Source organism: Candidatus Wallbacteria bacterium, assembly GCA_028687545.1.
Classification (GTDB): Bacteria; Muiribacteriota; JAQTZZ01; order JAQTZZ01; family JAQTZZ01; genus JAQTZZ01.
Genome location: JAQTZZ010000015.1, coordinates 1 through 20,998 on the forward strand (window position 1 = coordinate 1; position 20,998 = coordinate 20,998).

Annotated in this window: 16 protein-coding genes; 11 read left to right on the forward strand and 5 right to left on the reverse strand. The window is 49.1% G+C overall.

Annotated features, from left to right (window positions below):
* Positions 1–2,362: DNA mismatch repair protein MutS (gene mutS / locus PHW04_08440; GenBank protein ID MDD2715905.1), on the forward strand; the 2,362-nt coding region annotated here is incomplete at its 5' end.
* Here mutS and PHW04_08445 read toward each other — a convergent pair.
* Together PHW04_08445 and PHW04_08450 are read right to left on the reverse strand one after the other, a co-directional pair.
* Positions 2,363–5,026, reverse strand: coding sequence for an ankyrin repeat domain-containing protein (locus tag PHW04_08445; GenBank protein MDD2715906.1), 2,664 nt, complete (start codon positions 5,024–5,026; stop codon positions 2,363–2,365).
* Between the two features lie 181 nt (positions 5,027–5,207).
* Positions 5,208–5,852 carry a hypothetical protein gene (locus PHW04_08450; GenBank protein MDD2715907.1) on the reverse strand — a complete coding sequence of 215 codons (645 nt, stop codon included), beginning with the start codon at positions 5,850–5,852 and terminating at the stop codon, positions 5,208–5,210.
* Positions 5,853–6,664: 812 nt separating this feature from the next.
* On the opposite strand from PHW04_08450, the gene PHW04_08455 reads away from it, so the two are divergent.
* The 10 genes from PHW04_08455 (at position 6,665) to gmk (ending at position 17,523) form a co-directional block, all read left to right on the forward strand.
* A complete protein-coding gene (locus PHW04_08455) occupies positions 6,665–7,906 on the forward strand; it encodes an ankyrin repeat domain-containing protein (GenBank protein ID MDD2715908.1) in 1,242 nt (413 codons plus the stop codon).
* Between the two features lie 333 nt (positions 7,907–8,239).
* Positions 8,240–8,428 carry a hypothetical protein gene (locus PHW04_08460; GenBank protein MDD2715909.1) on the forward strand — a complete coding sequence of 63 codons (189 nt, stop codon included), beginning with the start codon at positions 8,240–8,242 and terminating at the stop codon, positions 8,426–8,428.
* A 308-nt stretch (positions 8,429–8,736) separates the two neighbouring features.
* Positions 8,737–10,182 (forward strand): ATP-binding protein, encoded by a 1,446-nt coding sequence (locus tag PHW04_08465; protein MDD2715910.1) that lies wholly within the window; start codon positions 8,737–8,739, stop codon positions 10,180–10,182.
* 119 nt (positions 10,183–10,301) lie between these two features.
* Positions 10,302–11,294 carry a formylglycine-generating enzyme family protein gene (locus PHW04_08470; GenBank protein MDD2715911.1) on the forward strand — a complete coding sequence of 331 codons (993 nt, stop codon included), beginning with the start codon at positions 10,302–10,304 and terminating at the stop codon, positions 11,292–11,294.
* Between the two features lie 94 nt (positions 11,295–11,388).
* Complete coding sequence (locus PHW04_08475; GenBank protein MDD2715912.1) at positions 11,389–12,933, forward strand: clostripain-related cysteine peptidase; 1,545 nt, start codon at positions 11,389–11,391, stop codon at positions 12,931–12,933.
* A 128-nt stretch (positions 12,934–13,061) separates the two neighbouring features.
* On the forward strand, positions 13,062–15,398 hold the full coding sequence (locus PHW04_08480) for a hypothetical protein (GenBank protein MDD2715913.1): 2,337 nt from the start codon (positions 13,062–13,064) through the stop codon (positions 15,396–15,398).
* Positions 15,398–16,258, forward strand: coding sequence for a YicC family protein (locus PHW04_08485; protein MDD2715914.1), 861 nt, complete (start codon positions 15,398–15,400; stop codon positions 16,256–16,258). Before PHW04_08480 ends, PHW04_08485 begins: the two co-directional genes overlap by 1 nt.
* Entirely contained in the window at positions 16,255–16,671 is a 417-nt protein-coding gene (locus tag PHW04_08490) for a hypothetical protein (GenBank protein ID MDD2715915.1), read from the forward strand. The genes PHW04_08485 and PHW04_08490 overlap by 4 nt, the downstream gene beginning before the upstream one ends.
* Positions 16,668–16,925 carry a DUF370 domain-containing protein gene (locus PHW04_08495; GenBank protein MDD2715916.1) on the forward strand — a complete coding sequence of 86 codons (258 nt, stop codon included), beginning with the start codon at positions 16,668–16,670 and terminating at the stop codon, positions 16,923–16,925. The genes PHW04_08490 and PHW04_08495 overlap by 4 nt, the downstream gene beginning before the upstream one ends.
* Positions 16,915–17,523, forward strand: coding sequence for a guanylate kinase (gene gmk, locus PHW04_08500; GenBank protein ID MDD2715917.1), 609 nt, complete (start codon positions 16,915–16,917; stop codon positions 17,521–17,523). The genes PHW04_08495 and gmk overlap by 11 nt, the downstream gene beginning before the upstream one ends.
* Positions 17,524–17,533: 10 nt before the next feature.
* Here the strand turns inward: gmk and PHW04_08505 are convergent, their stop codons facing one another.
* The 3 genes from PHW04_08505 to PHW04_08515 are packed head-to-tail and all read right to left on the reverse strand — an operon-like array spanning position 17,534 to position 20,998.
* Positions 17,534–18,304 carry an HAD hydrolase-like protein gene (locus PHW04_08505; GenBank protein MDD2715918.1) on the reverse strand — a complete coding sequence of 257 codons (771 nt, stop codon included), beginning with the start codon at positions 18,302–18,304 and terminating at the stop codon, positions 17,534–17,536.
* Positions 18,301–19,413: a GTPase HflX gene (gene hflX, locus PHW04_08510; protein MDD2715919.1), complete on the reverse strand. Its 1,113-nt coding sequence runs from the start codon at positions 19,411–19,413 to the stop codon at positions 18,301–18,303. The genes PHW04_08505 and hflX overlap by 4 nt, the downstream gene beginning before the upstream one ends.
* Positions 19,406–20,998 (reverse strand): SpoIIE family protein phosphatase, encoded by a 1,593-nt coding sequence (locus PHW04_08515; GenBank protein ID MDD2715920.1) that lies wholly within the window; start codon positions 20,996–20,998, stop codon positions 19,406–19,408. The genes hflX and PHW04_08515 overlap by 8 nt, the downstream gene beginning before the upstream one ends.

The following is a 20,998-nucleotide window of genomic DNA, read 5'->3' on the forward strand; positions in this document are numbered from 1 at the left end:
CTGCGATCAGATGGAAGACCCGCGCAAGGCGAAGGGCATCGTGAAGCGCGAGGTGATCCGCACGATCACGCCCGGCACGCTGCTGGAAGAGAACCTGCCTGAAGAGAAGAAGCACAATTTCATGCTCAGCATCTGCTCTGGAAATGGGAATCTGGCGATTGCCTACTGCGACATCTCTACCGCCGATTTCTTTTGCACCCAGTTCCCGCTGAGCTATGAGAAGCTGGAGGCAGAGCTTTCACGGCTCAAGCCTGCTGAAGTTCTGCTCTGCGGTCCAGCCGGATCCGATAAAAAAATTCAGAATCTCGTGCGCTATTTAGGATTATGCCGTGCCCGCAGGCCTGACGGCAGGGAAATTGAGGAGCCTGATGCTCAGCTGGTTTTTCAGCGTCATTTCGGGGATCTGGAGGTTTTCAGGGGTAAACCCGAAGCCAGGTCAGCCTCGGGTTTTCTGCTGGATTACCTGAAATCCACCCAGATGTCGGAAATGACCTATCTCCAGAAAGCGGATTATTACGAGGAAAATGAATACATGGTGCTGGACGCCGCTACTTTCCGGAATCTGGAGCTGCTCGATTCGTTTTCAGGGGACAGGCGCGCCACTTTCTGCCATGTGCTGGACAGGACAGTGACAGCGATGGGCGGGAGGCTTCTGAAAAAGTGGATCAGTTTTCCGCTTCTTTCCCGGGAAGCAGTGCTGCAGAGACAAAGGATCATCGCCGAATTCCACGACCTGCCGACACTCCTGCCAGGCATTCAGGAACAGTTGTCCGGAGTTGCCGATCTCGAACGGATCATCTCCAGGCTTGAATCCAGGATTGCAGGTTTACGGGACCTGCTGCTTTTGAAGAAATCGCTGCAGGCGATTCCCAGGGTTGGAAAACTCGTCTCCACGGAGCGGGCTAATGAACTCTGCAGAGGACTGGATCCGCTCCCTGAACTTGCCGGATTGCTCGACCGGGCTCTCTACGATGACGCATCCTCTGTTGAGCGAAGGCATTTCATCAGGGACGGGTTTTCCTCAGAACTGGATGAATTCAAGCGGGTGATCACCGAATGCAAGGTTTATCTCGGTACTCTGGAGCAGCGCGAGCGCGACAAAACTGGGATCAGGAATCTCAAAGTAAAGTTCAACAAGGTGTTTGGTTATTACATCGAAGTTTCCAAAGGCCAGCTCGAGCGGGTGCCGCAGGAATACATCCGCAAGCAGACAATTGCCGGCGGTGAACGTTATTATACACAGGAACTGAAGGAAAAAGAATCAGTGATACTGGGATCTGAGGAGCGGATCAAGGAACTGGAGGACGGCATTTTCCAGGATCTGGTGGTTCAGGTGAAATCATGCGAAGCAGAGATCAGGAAAAACGCCAGAATCCTGGCCGAACTGGATGTGTATCTCTCGCTGGGACGTGTTTCCTACGAGTACAATTATGTCAGGCCTGAGATCAATGACGGGACCTCCTTTACAGTACGCGGGGGACGCCATCCGGTTGTGGAACGCATGCTGAGCGATACTCTTTTCACAGGCAATGACACCAGTCTGGATAACGAGCGGGAGCGCCTGGTGATCCTGACCGGACCCAATATGGCCGGGAAATCCACTTACATCCGGCAGGTGGCCCTGATCGCCCTGATGGCGCAGATGGGCAGTTTCGTGCCTGCCGAATCTGCAGATCTCTGCCTGGTTGACAGGATACTCACCAGGGTCGGTGCTTCAGACAATCTGGCCAGAGGCGAATCCACCTTCATGGTGGAAATGAAGGAAACCGCCAACATTCTGAGGCATGCCACCTCAGCCAGCCTGATCATACTCGATGAGATCGGCCGTGGCACAAGCACTTTCGATGGACTGGCGATCGCCTGGGCTGTGGCGGAGTATCTCTATTCCTCGCGGCACCTGGGCGCTAAGACACTGTTCGCCACCCATTATCACGAAATCACTCAATTATCCCAGACCCACGATAAAGTAGTGAATCTTTCCATGGCTGTAGCTGAGGAGAATGAGGAAGTGGTGTTCCTGCATAAAGTGGTGCCAGGCAAGGCGAACCGCAGTTACGGCATCGAAGTGGCAAGACTAGCCGGGTTGCCTGAGGAAGTGATCAGGCGGGCCAGGGAGCTGCTGCTCGAACTGGAGCGTGAAAAGGCCGGCGGCGTAGCGGAACCTGTGTTCGAGAAGCTGCCTTCGCTCGAGATGGTTTCTCAGATGGACCTGTTTGGCGGGATCAGCGAGCAGCGCAAGGTCACCACAGAAGATTCCCTGAAATCGATTGCCGAGGATCTGCTGGAAACCAACCCTGACAAGCTTACTCCCATGCGTGCCCTGGAAAAGATCTACAAGTGGAAAAAGCTGCTCAAGGAGTGATCACTTTTTCCTCTCTGCCTGCTTTAAAAGTTCGATGATGGTCAGCAGATCATTCATCATATAGTCTGAAACCGCCTTTTTTTCAGCCATGGTCAGGGCTACATCCAGCGGGGTTTTTCCCTGCTTGTTTCTGATCACCGGGTTGGCGTTTGCCTTGAGCAGCCTCTCCACTGAAGCCTTGATGCACCGGAGGACAGCGTGATGCAGGGCTGAGTCACCGTTTGAGTCCACTGCGTTGCAGTCTGCCCCGGCAGCGATGAGTTTATCCAGTTTATCTCCGAACATTGACGGTCCCATCAGAACTGTGCGCCCGGTTTTGTCAGTGGCATTCACCGGAACTCCCTGTTTGAGGAAGTAATCGGTATACTCTTTCCTGCAGGTCATCAGCAGATTGCAGCCTTTCTTGTCGGTCAGGTCGGCCAGCTTGACACCTTTCCGGGTTACTGCGGAAACCAGCATTTCCACTGCTTCCTGATTGTTCTCCAGGTCAGCCGCATAAAAAAGCGGGGTCCTGCCCAGGCTGTCAGCGGCAAAAGGATCTGCCCCGGCATCAAGCAGCATCCTGACTGGTTTAGGGTACGGCATCATCATCATCAGGGTCATGCCCATTGACTGGAGATCCGGCTTCCCGCCTTTTTTGAGAAAAATGTCGATCAGCTCGATTCCTTGGCTGATGGCTTCGTCGTGAGATTCCGGGTAAATAGGATTGGCGAGGAATCTGTAACAATCCTCATAAATATGCTTGAAGAAAGGATACCTATACATCCTCTCTTCCATCACCGGCTTGCTTCTTAAAGGGTACTCGGCCAGGATGTCTTCCCCTGATTTTACTGATTTCAGATATTCCTGAAGGTCTGAGCCGCGCTTCAGATCATTTTTCCGCTTGGCAGTCACTCCCTGATCAGAGAGAAATTTCTGGGACTCAATGCCCACATTTACATCTGCGGCATTTTTCCCTTCCAGATTCACTGCTTTAGGGTCAGCACCATGGGCAATCAGAATTTTCAGAATATAAGGCTTTTTGCTCAATCCAAAAATGGGAGTTTCGCCTTTCCTGTTCCTGGCGTTCACATCCGCTCCATTTCTGATCAGGAATTCGACGCTTTCAGTATCAAAACTGATTAAATGCAGCGGAGTGTCACCCGCCTCATTGGTATCATTTGCAGACAGCCCTCTGGACAGCAGCAGTTTCGCCACCTCAGGATCGAAATAGGAGCAGAAGAGCGGTGTATTGCCGGCCTTGTCCCGGATCTTCGGGTCAGCTCCCCGGTCGAGCAGCAGTTTCGCCACAGGCAGATTGTTCGGCATGCAGAAAATGGGAGTTCTGCCCGAGTTGTCGCGTTCATTGGGAGAAATCCCGTAATCGAGCAGCATCAAGGCAATTTCACTGGTGATTACTTCACAATGCAGCATTGTGTTGCCGAGAGGCCCCTTTTTTTTCAGATCCAGGCCGCTCGCGATCAGCAGGTCCGCAATCGCCCGATTCTTGACCCTGCTCAACAGGCAGTCCTTGGTGGCACCAGGGTTTTTCCTGTTGGAGAGCAGTATGTTCAGGTCAGCGCCATGGGCAAGCAGGGCTCTGGCGACTTCTGGTTCACTGGTGATTGTAAGCGGGACTTCAAAGCCTTCTTCCTGGTCAGGGTCAAGACCTTTCTCGATCAGGTATTCGGCTGCAGCATAAGTCGACACCGCCTCAATCGCAGCGAGCTTCCGATCCTTAGGCCCTTTCAGCAGCTCGATTCTGAGTTTAGCCGCTGTTTCCTTTGTCTTCACTGCAGGCAGCAGTTCGACCTGCAGTTCCACAGTTCCTTTTGCCAGCATCAGATCCAATATTTCCTCATCCCTGGATCTTTGCACAAGTTCATAAAGAAGAGGATCTTTGGATTTTGTGAAAACATGTGCCTGGAATTCGGAACTGGAAAGCAGATATTTTACGGTGCGTGTCAGCTCCCTGGAGACTGCTCTGGAAAAAAGGTCTGGAAACAGCCTTCTGAACTCTTCCTGGCAGACCTTTTTCACAACCAGATCCATCAGCTCCGGGCTGTCCGCCTGCAGGGAAAGGCTCAGCAGCTTTTCAGGCAGCCCGCATTCGGCTGGAAGACTGATGACACCTGCAGCCGATTTCCGGGCCTGATCCAGATTAACGCTGCAGACAGCCCTGTAAAAACCGCATAGATCAGGACTTCCGCAAAGCAGTTTCAGGATGCCGAAATAATCGGAGGATGCAGCCAGGATCTGATCGCCTTTTTTTGACAAGAAAACCGCAGCCTGCTGCAGATCGGAAATTTCGGCTGACGCATCCGGTCCCAGCAGCGGTTTCAGAAAGGTATCCTGAGAATTTTCACCAGTCTCGACAGTATCTTTCACAAGCGCCAGAGCCCAGTCTGCGAGGAAAGTCATGGCCCAGGCCTCACCTTTCTCAACAACTTTATTATGCACTGTCAGAAGCAGCGGCCAGTTGGAAAGATAGGCCCTGACTTTCAGGTCCTGATAGTCGGCCTGGAGCTTGGCTGCTTCAGCCGTCTGACCCTTTGCCGTCAATTCCTGCACCTTCTGCTCAGTGATTCTGTCCTTATCTTTGAAATCATAGAATTTCCATTTTTCCGGAGAGGCCTGGAGCTGGGAAAGTGCAAGGCAGAGAAACAGGCACAGGGTCCGACGCATCTGATCACCTCATTTTTCGTCTTTGATGTTATTATAAGTAATATACGCTTTTCAGCCAGTTACATTTCCCTGCGTCTGAAAGCCTTCATCTAAAGCTCCCGTTGTATTCCTGGAAAAATATAAAAAAAGGGCTGCCATTCCCGGCAGCCCGAAGCATGAGTATATTGAGAGCGAATTGAGCCTAAAAAGCTGGCATTTCAACTACTCCGCTCGTTTTCGTGATTTTGACTTCTTTGATTGATTCCTCGTCCAGCTTCCAGATCTGAATGGCTTCTTCCAGGGCTGATTTAAGCACTTTGTTCATGATGGCAGTCCGCGCCTCTTTCAGGGCTTCGGCTGAGCTGCGGAAATACCCGTTGACAAGGCTGCGGGTGATGGATGCAGGGGTTCCTGCAGGAAGACTTTCCAGGGCAATGCTTTCGGGCTTGTCGAGCGTGATTTCAGCTCTGCCGCTGTAGTAAAGAACTCCACTCTTACTGGTGGAACAATTAACTGCCATGCAGATGGTTGTAGGTCTCAATGTTCTGATTATTTCCGGATATTGATTCAGACCCCAGGCTTTTACTGCAGTGAGCAAAGCCTGCTCTTCTGCAGCATCCTTGTTCTTCAGGGCCAGAGCCTGGGCCTCACCGGCGGTATTGAAAGAACCTTCCAGAATTTCATAGCAGATTGAAGTCTCTGAAGCGGCCAGTACCGGCGTAAGAGACAATGGCCTGGGCACAATGACTCTCGTCAGTGCGGCATACTGCCCTGCGGCCATGGCCAGGCTGGCATTGAAAAACACAAGCCCAAGCACAAGAACTCCCAATCTGAATTTCCTTTCCACTTTACCTCCTCGATGAATTCTTTTTTTTCGAATCGATTTGCTGAATCAGATTCTGAACTGATTATGAAAGCAATCTGCTTTTCAATCCAGTTACAGTTAGCTGCATTGTGCAAAAAGAGGTAAACTCATTGGAAGAGATGAAATTTAAAAGGAGTCACAATATTCCAAGCTGGAATATCTCGGAGTGCGGGTGGCCTGCGATGAGTTTTAGGAAATAGTCAAAGGGGGGAGTTCGTCCCCCCTTTGCAAACCCTCCAATCAGGGGGACTTTGTCCCCCTGAATCCCCATGCGGGGTGTCGAGGTGTTTTACTTCTATCACAGTACTTTCTTACCAGATGTTTGATAACAGAATTGGTATTCTGACTAAGAGAATTACTGCGTCTTTACCCAGGGTCTGGTGCGACCCTCTCGACCCCACCATATACGGGAGCAGCTGAGAGGGGTTTGGAAGAGAAGGGGAAAGATGGGGTCATGTCGTGCTCAGCAGAGAACGGGGTCTGGTTGTTCTTTAGAAGCTGTTCCCGAGCATCGCGAGGTATTACAGCTTCTTAATCCCCTGAGCAAAGCGAAAGGGACCGATCCTTTCTGCCCCAGACCACAACCTGACCCCGGCGGTTGGCGTTCATCTGCTCCTGTACAGTTTGTCAGCAACATATTATAATTGGTTACAATAATTGCTGAAAATGATGAATTTTCAGGCTCGTTAGAAAAACGACGAGGAACACTGTATTTTTGAGTTCGAAGCGCGTGATTTACCGGGAAACAAGAGCAAAACAAGCAGGCTGGGGTAGAAAATTGGAATTTTTATTTAATGTACCATAGTTTTATTGGTTGCGTTTTTGATTTCATATTAGGTCCATTTTTACTACCTCTTTTTTTGCTTTTAATTACTTCGCCTTTCTGGTTTTCAGATAACGAAGAAAAGTCTATAAAGTTTATCTCATCCTATGCATTCACAAAATTATCAACTCTCAGTTTAAATCTTATCGGTTTTGTTATTCTAATCATTCTTGTATTGGTCAGAATATTTTTTGCTCAACCTATTAAAGTAAATGATGATTCTAGACTTAGAAAAGAAGCAATGGAACAAGGTTCTATGAGTCATTCAAATTTTATAAATTTGAAAGATACAAAAGAGAATATCGATATAGCAACAAAGAAACTCTTTTTTGCACAATCATCGGAGGAAGTAATTGGTCTGATAAATCAAGGAGCAAATGTAAATGCCGAAGAAGAATCAGGATATACACCCTTAATGTTTGCGATTCTTAACAGGAACAAAGGAGTTGTTGAATCCCTGGTGAGAAATGGAGCGGACGTTAAACACAAAAAATGGAACCTTGAAACCATCTTAAGTACTTTGTTTTTTGATTCCGGAGCCGTATTGAATATTTATGGTATTCGGGACCTACCCAAAGGAATGGACTATGATTTACTTGATTTCTTAATAAAATCAGGTGCTGACATTGATTCTCTTTTTAGAGATGACTGTAGGAGCACAAATAGTAATTTTATCAAAATCTGCAAAAAATATAATGCCAAAGGAAGCCAATATATACATGTCCTGGATGATGGGCACGGCAACAAAACGATACAGCAATTGACTGTCTTTGCATATTTAATGCTCTCCCCTTTACTATTTTTTTTGAATTTTGTCAGAGCTGTCTGGCTGGATATTAATGGGAAAAATTTTATGAAACAATTGCTCCTATCTTGCTTAATATTGATAGCGTTGATGCTTTTCAGTCCAGTCTATGATTTCATGAACTATTCTGTTTTGATCGTTGGTTTTAGAGATTTGGGCGGTTCTGGAGATTTTGGTGATATTTTAGGTGTTTTCATTATTTCACTGGCATTTTTAATGCCAAACTTCCTCATGATGCTCATCTTAGCTAACAATTGCAGCAAGATTTCTTTTACACATCTGAAGATACTCAAGGAATACTCTTCAATTCCAATAACCAGAGGGTTATTTTTTATTCTTTTTATCGTCAGCGTATATGCTTTTCGTTATTACATGTGGGAAGTGACAATTAATAGGATGATTTACTGATTAAATAAAAACGAGCAATCTGGGGTATGAAAGCCACTTGGAAAGTAGATTTGGAGAAACATTCGGGATCCTGGAAAGGAAGATCTGAGCGTGAAATACAGTATCAATATCGACGAAGTTGGAAATCATGACTTGGGGAATCTGGAGGACAGCTTCGAAAACAATGGAAACCAGGCACATCCGGCAGCGATTTGTTGTCCTGAACCAGGATTGGATGTATCATTATGTATCAAGAAGGCGGAGATGCAGGCCATCAGATCTATTTAAAACGGTCAATTAAGCAGATTTACGATTGATCTGCTTTTATTAGGAATTCTGACCTCAGGAGGAAATATGCCCAGCGTGAAGCAGCAGGTTATCAGCATCATCAGGGGACTTCCAGACAGCGTTACAGTTGACCAGATCATGGAAAAGCTGTATTTCAAGCTCAAGGTTGAGGCTGGACTGAGGGAACTGGACGAGGGAAAAGGTCTGAACCATGATGAAGTTGCGAAAAGGCTTGAAAAGTGGACAAAAAACTGAGATGGTCCCCACGAAAGGGTTATGGGGTCAGACCTACACATTGCACAGGACACACGAGCGGTGAGGCTTGATCTTGTGTCTGTGGAACGACCGTTTATTGTGACGAGACAGTTTAATCCCGACATGTGGAAGGTAAAGACAGATGAGTAAGGCGTCCCCGAATCTTGTCCCAGCAGCGTTTTGTTGTCCTGAGTCCTGAATGGATTCTTCTATTTGAAAACATCTTTTAAATCAACTTATTCTTCTTAAAATACCATTTTAGTTAAAATATACTTGCATTAAATGATGAAATTAAGTATATTTTGACCATGAAGATATCGAGCCAGGAAATAATTTCCATTTTGTCCCAGTTCAATCCATGGTGGAGGAGGGAAAGCGTGCCTGATCTGCCGAAATGGCGGAGGGCCGTGTTCCGCGATCTTTATACATGGATATACAAGCCTCCTGCTCCCAGGGCGGTGCTGCTGTCCGGGGCGAGGCAGGTCGGAAAGACCACTCTTCTTCTGCAGGCCATCGAGAAGCTTCTGCAGGACGGTGTGCCTGGAGCAAACATTCTCTACGCCACTTTCGATCATCCTGTCCTCAAACTATCCGGAGCGGATGCCGTGATCGAAGCTTGGAGGGAACTGGAACCACGGGTACCGGGAACTGAGTACCTGTTTCTGGATGAAGCCCAGAATATCCGCGACTTTGGAACCTGGGTCAAACTACAGGTGGATTTCCATAAACATAGGCGGGTCGTTTTCACAGGCTCGTCCCTGCCGGTTCAGGAAGCTCAGGAATCGGGAGTGGGCCGTTGGCACAACCTCAAACTGACAACACTGTCTTTTTACGAATACATTAAGCTGAAAAAGCTGGAACTGCCTGAGCTGCCGCGGCTTTCTTCCCTGCGCGACCTGTTTGAATGGCAACAGCATCAATTCGGCCGCATTTCCAGATCCGCAGGGCAGTATGTCGGCCATTTCCACGAATATCTGGTGCGAGGGGGATTTCCTCAGACCGCCCTGGTGGAAAGCGTAACCCAGGCCCAGCGCCTGCTGCGGGAAGACATCATCGACAAAGTCCTGAAGCGCGACATGACCGCCATGTTCGGCGTGAGAAGGGTCGTGGATCTGGAATACACGTTCCTGTACCTGTGCATGCACGATGGGGGACTTCTGGATATGACGGCGCTTTGCGCCAGTCTGGAGGTTAAGCGGCCTACAGCCCAGAACTTTATCGAGCTGCTGGAAGCCACGCATCTGATTTACAAGCTACCTCCATATGGCTACGGTAAATCCATTCTACGAGCCCGCCATAAAATCTACCTGGCTGATGCCGCGATAGCACCGGCTGTCATGCTCAAGGGCAAGATCATGCTGGAAGATCAGACCGTTTTGAGCACTGCAACTGAAACCGCTGTTTTCAAGCATCTGTTCGCGCGATATTACAGGCAGAATGTGCGTTTCACCTACTGGAGAGGCAAAAAAGATCATGAAGTCGATCTGGTGGCGGAGATTGCCGGACAGATCATTCCGTTTGAAGTCAAATACCGCGCCCAGCACACTGGAGTACGCGATCTCAAGGGACTCGTCGAACTGATGAAGGACAAGAAGATCGACCATGGTTATGTGATAACCAAGTCCATTGATGATTTCGGATTGCTGGGCGGGACAGATGATGTCACTGGGCGTATCATGCGCGTTCCTGCACCCCTTCTGTGCTACTGGATGGGACAGGGTGAATTGCATGAAATGGAGGGGGAAGGTGAATAATAGGTAGAACAGGCACGGTGCTTGATTTTGTGACTTTGGAATGTAGAAACTTTCAAGCAGTTTTACCTTGGACTGCGCCTGGCCTGCGACGAGTTTTAGTCTGAAAAAGGAACAGGTCAATGAAAAAAATGATGATTGCAGGACTTTTTATCTTCGCCTTCTGTTGCCTGGCTGACGATGAAACCTCCCAGCCAAAGGTACTTTCCACTCCTGTAAAGCCTCAACTTCTGACTGCAGGAAGCAGTGAAATCAGCTTTGACCTGCCTGGCGGAGTAAAGCTTCAGATGATACATATCCTGCCAGGGGAATTCCTGATGGGCTGCCCATATTCCCCGCAGGAGATTGAATGGAAATATGATACCGATAACGTCAATTGCGGAAAAACAGCTGCCTGGTTCAAAAACGAGCACCCGCAGCATCTGGTGAAGATCACAAAGGGCTTTCTGCTTGGAAAGTACGAGGTTACTCAGGCCCAGTGGAGGGCAGTGATGGGAGATAACCCCAGCATGTACCAGGGCGACTCCAGGCCTGTGGAATGCGTGTCATTCACAGACTGCCAGCAGTTCACAAAGAGGCTCAGGGAAATGACAGGGAAAAATTTCCGCCTGCCCAGCGAAGCAGAATGGGAATATTCCTGTCGGGCAGGGACTACTACCGAATGCTTCTGGGGCGATCCTCTGGATGATATGCTTCCTGACAGATATCCCAAAGACATAACTGAAAGAAACCTCAAAGAAATAGACAAATACTGCTGGGATGTAAGAAACAATCCCGATAACAGCGGCGCTCACTTCGGGAAGGCCCAGGAAGTGGGGTTGAAGCAGCCCAATCCCTGGGGTCTGTTTGATATATGCGGAAATGTGGAGGAATGGTGCCAGGATTGGTTCGATGAAAATTATTACAGCGTTTCTCCTGATACTGACCCTCAGGGTCCTGCTGAAGGCAACTCGAACTGCTTTAAAATATCCGGCGATAAAAGGCCGGCCCGTGTCATCCGGGGAGGATGCTTCAGCAACACGATAGTGGATTGCCGGAGTGCTTGCCGCGTGCGGAATGTCGAAACTCTCAAGGTGGATTATGGCGGAGTCCGCCTGGCCTGCGATGAGTTCTAGGATGATGTTTTGATCAGATTTCTGTACAAAGTAATTGAGTAAGGTCCGAATCCGGGTATAATTATTTTACTACAAAAGTCAAGGAGGAAGTCGGATGAAACTGCTGGGAATCCTGTTTATGTTCGCTTTCGCTTTCTATGCTTTCGCAGAACAGCCTGCAGGCGGCAAGGAATGGACAATCATGGTCTACATGGCCGGCGATAATGCCGCAACCGAAGACCTGGAAGGCGACGGACACATCGACATGCTGGAAATGGCTGGAGCCAAGATCGACAATTCCAAAGTCAACCTGGTGCTGCTCGTGGACTTCGGCGGCAAGGATTTTGACGGGCTCTATGTCTATAACGGCAAGGATTATGATCTTAAGAAAAAATACGACGAAATCAACATGGGTGATCCGGCCACTCTCACAGGTTTCATCAAGGACGCTGCAGCCAATTACCCTGCAAAAAAATATCTGCTCCATCTCTGGGGACACGGCAGTGGACTGCTTTCCCTGGCAGGTCCAGGCACAATCATCGACGATCTGAACAATCAGAACAGCAAATCCGGCAATGCCAAGGCAGCCAGATTACTGGACAATGACTATGCCATGGACAAAGTTTTTGCCCGCCTGGCTGTAGCCAAACTGATCGGAACAGATCCGCAGTCCAAGTCTTTCGCCTACGATGAATCCTCCAAAGACTGCATTACCATGGTCGAGTTCAAGAAAGCACTCAATGATTCCAACCTCAAATTCGAGCTGATCAGCTTCGACGCCTGTATCATGAATCAGGTTGAAGTGCTTTATCAGATAAAGGACTACACCTCCAATGTAGCCGCTGCTTTCACCTATTTCCCGGGCGGCGGGTACTGGTATACCGGCTGCTTTTCACCGCTTTCTGATAATCCGTCCATCGACGGCCGCACACTAGCCAAATCCATGCTGGACAACAACAAGAAATTCTACACTACTGAAGACCTGTTCAAACCGGCCTTCGTTGCCACGATCAAGCAGCGGATTCTCAAGAGCCTGCGTGCCAAAAAAGATCAGGTGCTGCAGGCCATGGCGCAGAACAACATCCCTGCAGACCAGTTTGATGCTTTCATCGACATGTATGCCGACAAGTATATCAGCGACAACCAGGAAGATGTAGATAACGCCGCTGCCCAGGCTTTCAAGATGCAGGTGCTGAATTTTGGCTACATGGATCTGACCAAGCTTCCTGATTTCATGAAGAAGCTCGATGAATTCATCAAGACCGCCACTGACCGAACCAGAGCAATGGATGCCAGGAAAAAATCAACCAGTATCAATTCCGCTTTCGGCGATAAGTACGGTACTTTCTATGTGGACATCCTGAGTTTTGTGAGTCAGTTCGAAACTTTGGCAGACGGCAAACCCAATCAGGCAGCTGATGAACTTCTGAAAGATATCAAGACTCTGGAGCCTGAGTTCATAGTAGTCGGAACCGACGAGACAATGACCAATGCCCATGTCGGGCTTTTCTTCCCGGAACAGATCGATTTGTACAAGGTGCTGGCCAAGTATTACGAACCGCTGGATTTCTGCAGCAACAGCAAATGGCCTGATTTTCTGAAAGGTCTGATCGCTCCAGCTCCGGCACCTGCGCCGGCGAAAATGGGCGCACCGAAATAAATCTGTAAAATGATATAATTACCATATAGGGACGAACGGCCGTTCGTCCCTATATTATTTAATGCAGATTCTTGCAAAACAATCCTTCTTATCATAAAATATTTAAAACCTATGCTGGGGCGAATTTGATGTCAAAAAAGGCACTTTTACTGTTTTTTATAATCTTCAGCCTGTATTTCTTCTATTCCTGCGCCGGCGGGGGAGGAGGCACGTTCGGAGGCGGCTCTTCCACGGTTTATGGAGATTCAGATACACTTTACATCCAGCAGGCCATCCCTATCGACGACCGGAAGCTGGCAGTGAAATTTTCCGAACCTGTGACTGCCGGAAGCGCACAGAATGTCCAGTATTATGAATTGTCAGGCACGGCTCTGAATGCCCCGGAGCGTGCTGCAGTAAGCCAGAATCCGGCTGCAGCCCAGCTTCTACCCGACAACAGAACCGTTGTGCTGACGCTGCGGCAGGCCATGAAAAGGGGTTCGAATTTCACCCTGAAAGCCCAACTGATCACCAACCTGTCGAACCAGACCATCAAGTCTCAGGATCCGATGAAGAGCCAGAAAACAGTTTCCACGGTTTTCCTGTCCGACGATATTTACTCTCCTGTGATCGAGATCGCCAATGTTTCCCAGGACAGATTTTCCCTGGTTGTCAAATACAGCGAACTGGTAGACCCGGTTTCCGCTGCAGACACGAATAAATATTATGTGAGGCTTTGCGGCAGCGACCTGGATCTTTCACATGCCGCCTTTTCCTATGAATCGATCTATGAAAACGACAGCTTCAAGAGCCAGGTGAAATTTTCCATGTCGCAAATGGTTTCGGGCGGCAATGGTGACTCTCTGGAGGTGACGGTCCACAGCATGCTGGACCTGTCGGATTCCATAAATCACGGAGATTCTACTCTATCCACATGGGTAGACCTTGTGAAACCCCAGGTTGTTCCCGCGAGCTGCATCTTTTTAAATCAGACTACCCTGCTGGTCAGATTCAGCGAAATAATGGACCAGGCAAGCGTGGAACAGACTGGGAATTATTTCTTCGATTACGGGCTTAACGTGCTGTCCTCCAAACTGCAGGGTGATCGAACTTCAGTCCAGCTTTCCACCTCGATCATGACCCCAGGCCGTCTCTACCACGGCGAAGTGCGCACTGTGTTCGACCTGACCAGGAATGAAATCGATCCGGCAGGCAAGAATTTTACGATACTGTATGCGCTGAACGAACCTACAAACCTGCAGGCTGAATATCTGCAGAGCCAGGGGAAGACCAGAATCACCTGGGAGGACGATCCGCTAGGCACCTCTTACAAGGTTTACCGGCACACCCAGAAGATAACTGCCGCAGATGTGGGCCAGCTTACTCCGATCGCAACCGGCATCGGGCAGGGAATCGGCCAGTATTTATACACACTGGTTTCCGGCACTGAAGGATATTTTTTTTATGCTGTCGTTTCAGTGCATGCCGACGAATCGATTGACAGCGATTTTTCCGGCTCCAATTCCCTTGTGAATTCAATCTTTGAAGACAACGTGGTTCCTGATGAACCAACCAATGTCAGCGCTACCTATAATTATCAGACAAATCTCACTACAGTCACCTGGACCGATGTTTCAGCCAACAGCGGGGAGCAATACAAGATCCTGCGCTATAACCAGCAGATCCGCAGTTCAAACTACGCCCAGGCTTCAGTGATCGGTTCAGGCTTGAGCAGGAATCTGCAGAGTTTCAATTTCAGCGTACCTTCACCCACTTCAGGCACTTATTATTATGCAGTCCTGTCCTACGATTCGGTGGGGAACATGAAAACGGATTTTCTCGGCAATACCACCAGTATTTATGAAGACAACCAGAATCAGCTGGCAGGTCTCTCCATGCTCAAAGTGCTGCCGGTTTCTTCAGGCAGCCTGGAAGTATATTTTAAGACCGCCTCTGCCAACACCGGTAAATATCTGATGCTCAGGCGTGCGATCTCCGGCTATCCCCAGACCATGACCACTGGAGATTTCGTTTATTCACGGGAGATTTCAGTCAGTACAGAATACAGTTTCCTCGATAATTCAGGACTCCAGAGCGGAAGGGAGTATTACTATTCTGCATTTGTATACGATGATTTCGGCCGCAACGCCAAGTCTACTGATATGGCAAAGGTGCAGGCCGTTGTCCCGACCATGCTGCAACCCTGCAGTTTCACTGGCACGGCTTCCTATTTCGGAACCCAGGCCGCAGCCGGTATGAAAGTACGTGCATTTGATCCGCAGGGTGTTTTCTGCGGTTTCGTTTCGATCACAAGTATAGGGAGCTATTACATCCTGGTCTATGGCGATGACAGTTCAGCAGGGGATGGCGGCGCTGATCCCGGTGACACCATTACTTTCTATCTCAACGGATACCGCGCCACAGCCCTCGGATCGGCAGTCTGGCAGAGCGGGGAGACCAGGAACAGCAATCTTAAGGTGGAATGATGCTCAGAAGCATGACCGGTTTCGCTTACGAAAAATTTGAATACGGCGGTTGCGCCTTTTCTCTCGAATTGAAGAGTTACAATAATAAGGGCAAGGACCTGAACACCAGGCTGCCGGAATCCCTGGCCAGAATTGAGCCGGAAGTGAGGGAAATCCTTGGCGAGCGCATCATGCGCGGTAAAGTGTATTTCAATGCCCGAGAGGAGCGTATCTCAGGCAGCGGGTTCGCACTGAACGAGGAATTCCTGGTTCTGGCTGCTGAACAGCTGGCTGCGGTTGAAAAAAAGATCAAACGCAAGCTGGACCCTTCGTTTCTGGTGCTCAGAAGCGAAGCTTTCAAGAGCGAGTCTTCCGACAGGGATGAGAAGCTGGAACTGGAATTCAAGAAACATCTTCAGTCCGTGCTTGATGAGTATGGGAAGTTCCGCGACCGGGAAGGGAAAAAGCATGAGAAAGAGATCAGAAAAGGTCTCTCGATAATGGAAGCGAAAATCGGCGAGATCAGGAAGAAAGCTCCGGAATTCAAAGAAAAGCTGCGCCAGAAATTCGAGGAGCGCTGCCATACTTTCAGTTCTGCTGACCAGGGGGCAAGGGAGCGGTTGTATCAGGAACTGACCTTGATCATGGATCGGCAGGATTTCAATGAGGAGATCGTAAGATTCGATGCGCATCTTCAATTTTTTCTGAAATCTCTTGCAGAGGATTCGCCAGGCAAGAAACTCACTTTTATCACCCAGGAACTGCTGCGCGAAATCAACACTCTTGGAGTAAAATGCGGTGATTTTCAAGTTTCATCCCTGGCTGTGGAGATCAAGGATGAAGTGGAAAAAATCAAGGAACAGCTCCTGAATATAGAATGAAAACCTACCTTTCCAATACAATCGAGGAAGAGATCAGAAATCTCACGATGCGGATCAGGGGATTCAAGGAAATTGAACCCAAGCTGTCCGATACTGAATTCAAGGAGAAAGTATCTGATCTGATCGGGGGTGTATTTGATTTTCTTTTCATCCTGGCCCGTCAGATCGACAAGAAGATCCCTGAAACCCAGTTTTTCCAGGAGGGTTTGATCCTTCAGCTTTCCAAACCCGGCCCTTCCAGAGCTGCGATCATTTCGGAAGCAACAAGTTTCTATCTCAAGCAGCTCCTGGCCCTGGATGAGCACGACCTGCGGGACAGACCCGCTCTGATCGCGATGATTGAACAGTATTTTAAAGGCTGGAAAATGGATCTGGCCAGATTCCTGAAAAAGCTCCTGAAGGAGGGGGAATGAAATACAGCATCCTGAATGTAGGATTCGGCAATGGCCTGATGCTTCACCGAATTGTGTCGATCCTAAACCCTGATTCCTCTCCCATGAAACGATTGAAGGATGAAGCCCGCGAAAACGGCAAACTGATTGACGCTACTTTTGGCCGGAAAACACGCTCGATTTTGATAACAGACAGCGACCATGTGGTCCTGTCAGCCTTGCAGCCTGAGACTCTTTTCAACCGACTGACCGAAGGTGGTGAATATGTTGAATGAAAGAACCAAGAAGCGCGGGATGCTGATGATAGTTTCCGGTCCATCCGGTGCAGGAAAGACTACGCTCTGCCAGCTCCTGCTCAAGGAAGACAGGAATTTCTCCTATTCGATTTCAGTGACTACCCGCAATCCGAGAAAAAACGAAAAGGACAAGGCTGACTACACTTTCGTGTCAGACGACATTTTCAAGCAGATGATCGCGGAGAATAAGTTTCTGGAGTGGGCGATTGTGCATGGCGATTATTACGGAACTCCCAAACAGTTTGTACTGGAAAACCTGAAAAAAGGGAATGATGTGCTGCTGGAACTGGATGTGCAGGGCGGGCTGCAGATCAAGGGCAAGTATCCCCGGGATACTGTACTTGTTTTCATCATGCCTCCTGATCTCAAGGAGCTGGAAGCAAGGCTTAGAAACCGCGCCACAGACAGCGACGAAGTGATCGAGAAGCGCCTGTTCAATGCCAGAACAGAACTCAAGTTCGTAGACTGCTACGACTATTTTCTGATCAACGACAGCCTGGAAAACGCGTTCAGGAAGCTCAAGACTATTGTATCGACAGAAAATTTGAAGACTTACAGATTCCTGGACCTTGAGTGATCCTGAAAATTCATAGAATTCCAGCCAGATCCGAAAATCTTTCCAGTTCATGGTCGGCTCGGACGGAATACAAAGCGCTGGTTTTCAAGGCTTGCTCAGGCAGGTATTTCCCTGTTTTGACCAGAATTCCGCACAAACCGAGCTTCTTCGGCAGCAGCACGTCGAACTCCAGGTCATCGCCAACCATGGCCATTTCAGAAAGTTCCACAGAGTAATTTTTCGCGATCAGTTCAAACAGCTGGCGTGATGGTTTTCCCAGTATCGTGGCTTCGCGGTTGGATGCATATTCCAGGGCGGCTGTGAGCGGACCCATATCCAGCCTTAAAGAGCCCTGCTTACTGAAATAGCGGTTTTTCTGGAGCGTATAGAAGGAGGTGCCGGGCCTCATCAAAATCGAGAAAGGCCTGTGCAGGTCCTCGAATGTCGTCCCATAGCCCTCGTCGGCGATCAGGACCGACCTTCCCTCAGGGTCTTGCTTGAACCAGGTGTAATCAGTCAGGATTCGTGGCGGCGCCAGCAGGATTCCGCTCTGATCGCCGCGCAGGCAGAGAAATTCCCTTGCCGCCCGGGAGGCAGTGTAAAGTTCATCAGGCTGGGCCGGGATTCCCAGAGAGTTGATTTCCGAGCAGATTTCAGAAGCGAGCCTGGAAGTGGTGTTCGTGACAAAGATGATCCGGTATTTTTTTCTGAGTGCTTCCAGTGTTTCCAGGACTCCCGGATAAAGCCGCTGATCCAGGTACAGTGTGCCGTCCAGGTCCAGGCAGAGGATCTTGATGCTCATTCTCCGCAGCCGGCTTTCTGGAAGATCTTACTCCTGATCAGGCTGATCAGGGAGCTGATTCCTGTTTTTTCTTGGCAGGAAATATAGACATGACCGGAATTCAGGCTGTTCTGGGAAAGGCGTTTTTCCTGATCGCTCCGATCCAGCAGGTCGAGTTTGTTGTAAACATTAATCCTTGGGATGTTCATGGCTCCCAGTTGCGAAAGAATTCCCAGAGTGGCATCTTCCTGAACATCATGGCGGGGATCGGAAAAATCGATTACATTCAGCAGCAGCTGCCCTTCCAGGATTTCCTCAAGCGTGGCGCGGAAGGCGTTGACAAGAAAAGTAGGCAGATTCTTGATGAAACCGACGGTATCGACAAGCAGGAAGGAGCATCCGTCGGGCAGGGTGACTTTTTTTACATTGGGGTCCAGCGTGGCGAAAAGGCTGTCGGCAATAAATGCTTCACTTTTGGACAACAGGGAAAAAAGCGTGGATTTACCGGCATTGGTATAGCCTACCAGCGAGACTATCGGAATTCCCTGCTTTTTGCGGCTTTTGCGTTGCGTCCCGCGCTGCTTGATCAGTTCTTCAAGCTGTTTACTCAGCACAAGGATTCTTTTGCGGATTTTCCTCTTATCAAGTTCGGACTGGGTTTCACCGATGCCTTTTGACCTGACTGCTCCGGTGCCGCTGGTCTGCTGCATCATGGATATGCCATGGCCTGAAATCATGGTCAGGCTGTATTTCATGCTGGCGATCTCCACCTGCAGCTTGCCTTCGTGGCTCCGGGCTCTTTTGCGGAAGATCTCCAGAATTACGGCTGTACGGTCCGAAACTTCCAGCTCCAGTTTGTTTCCAAGGTTGCGCTTTTGAGTGGGAGTAAGATTGTTGTCCGAAACCACCAGTTTAACTGAATGCTCAGCTGCGATCTGCGCAATTTCCTCCACCTTGCCCTCTCCGATCAGAAAGGCTGGGCTCGGTCGCTCCTTATGCTGGATCACTGTTTCAACCACCGAGATATGGAGCGTCTTCAGAAGTTCAGTAAGTTCAAGCAGGGATGCCTTGGTTTCCTCAATTTTTTCGTTTGAACGTCTGAGCCGGAAGATGATTGCGTTTTTACTCATTCGATATCGGCGGTTTTCTCCGCATTAAAATCAGGGTGGCATCATCTGCCTGATCGGCAGTGCCGCAGGAAATCCTGAAATACTGTTTGAAATCATCGATGGTCTGGTTGAGAGGTTTTTCCTTCTGGTAGTTTTCCTGGAAAAACTGCTTGATGCCGGCTTCGCCGAACATGCCGCCATCGCTTTGGCGGGCTTCAGAGATGCCGTCAGTGTATAAAATGAGCAGGTCCTCATAGTCGATCTGGATTTCCTGGCTATGATAACTTGCTTCATCGAACAGACCCAGGATCATGTCCCCTGTCTTCAGTTCCTGGAACTGGCCTTTCTTCAACAGCAGCGGATAATTGTGCCCTGCATTGGAAAAATAAAATTTTCCGTTATCGCTGTCCAGTATGCCCATGAAGAGGGTTACGAACATATTCCTGGCTGAGTGCTTGAGCAGGTAATCGTTGAGGTCCTGGAAGACTTTTTCCGGGGAGCCGAGTACATGAAGCTGTGCGGCATAGCAGATAATGCTTCTGATCATTACCATCAGCAGGGAGGCAGGTACGCCTTTACCCGAGACATCCCCGATCAGCAGCGCGCGCTGGTGATTGTCCAGCTCAAGAAAATCGAAATAATCCCCACCAACCGAATAGCAGGGCTGATAGAAGAAAGTCGCCTCCACATCATGGAGATCAGGATTCTGCGCGGGCAGCAAGTTGATCTGGATTTCCCTGGCGATCGCCAGCTCTTTGGAAAGCCGTTCTTTTTCCAGCAGTTCATGCGACATCTTGAAGCGTTCAATCGTGCCTGAAACCTGGGATGCGATGATTTCCAGAAGTCGTCTGTCGTCGTCATTGAAAGGGGTTAAATCCTGCTTGTCAGTCACATTGATGATGGCTGCCACTTCGTTCTTGACCAGGATCGGTACAGACAGGAAGGAATTGGTAGTGTAATAGGACTTCTGATCCTCATCTTCTTTGGGCCAGTTGAGTTTGCTGATATCACGCAGCATCAGGGAACTCTTGCGCCTGATAATTTCTCTGGTGACGCGGCCCCGGTATTTGATCTGGAAATTTTCCACCTTTTTCTGGTCTGAACCAATCGTACCCTTGACCAGCAGATCGCGCCCTTCCTCCTGGAGGAGTACTACCGAAGCCCTCTGGCATTTCAATACTCTTGTAATCACGTCCACCAGCATTTTCAACAGTTCGTCCACGATGAAGGTAGTCTTGATGTTTTCTTCAAAGGCATGGATCGTGGAGAGCTCCTGGTCCTTCTTGAACAGTTCGTTGTTGATGTTCTTGACGATCTCCCTGAGTTTCAGGGCTTCCTCGGCGTTTTTCAGGCGGAAGACGATTTCCCTGGGACCGTGTGCCTTGGTGATGATTTCGAGCGGGACCAGGTTGTGGAGAAAATCCAGGTCACCGGTTTCCGAATAGATGACAATGTCTTCAAATTTGCCGGAAAGTTCCGGAAGTTCCTCTTCGCTGATCAGGGCGATACCGTCACCTTTGCGGTGCTTGCCGAGTGGTTTGTTGCGGATTCCCGTCTGTGAAAGGAGAGTTGAAAGCTGAAAAGTTTTCGGGGATAGATAAAACAT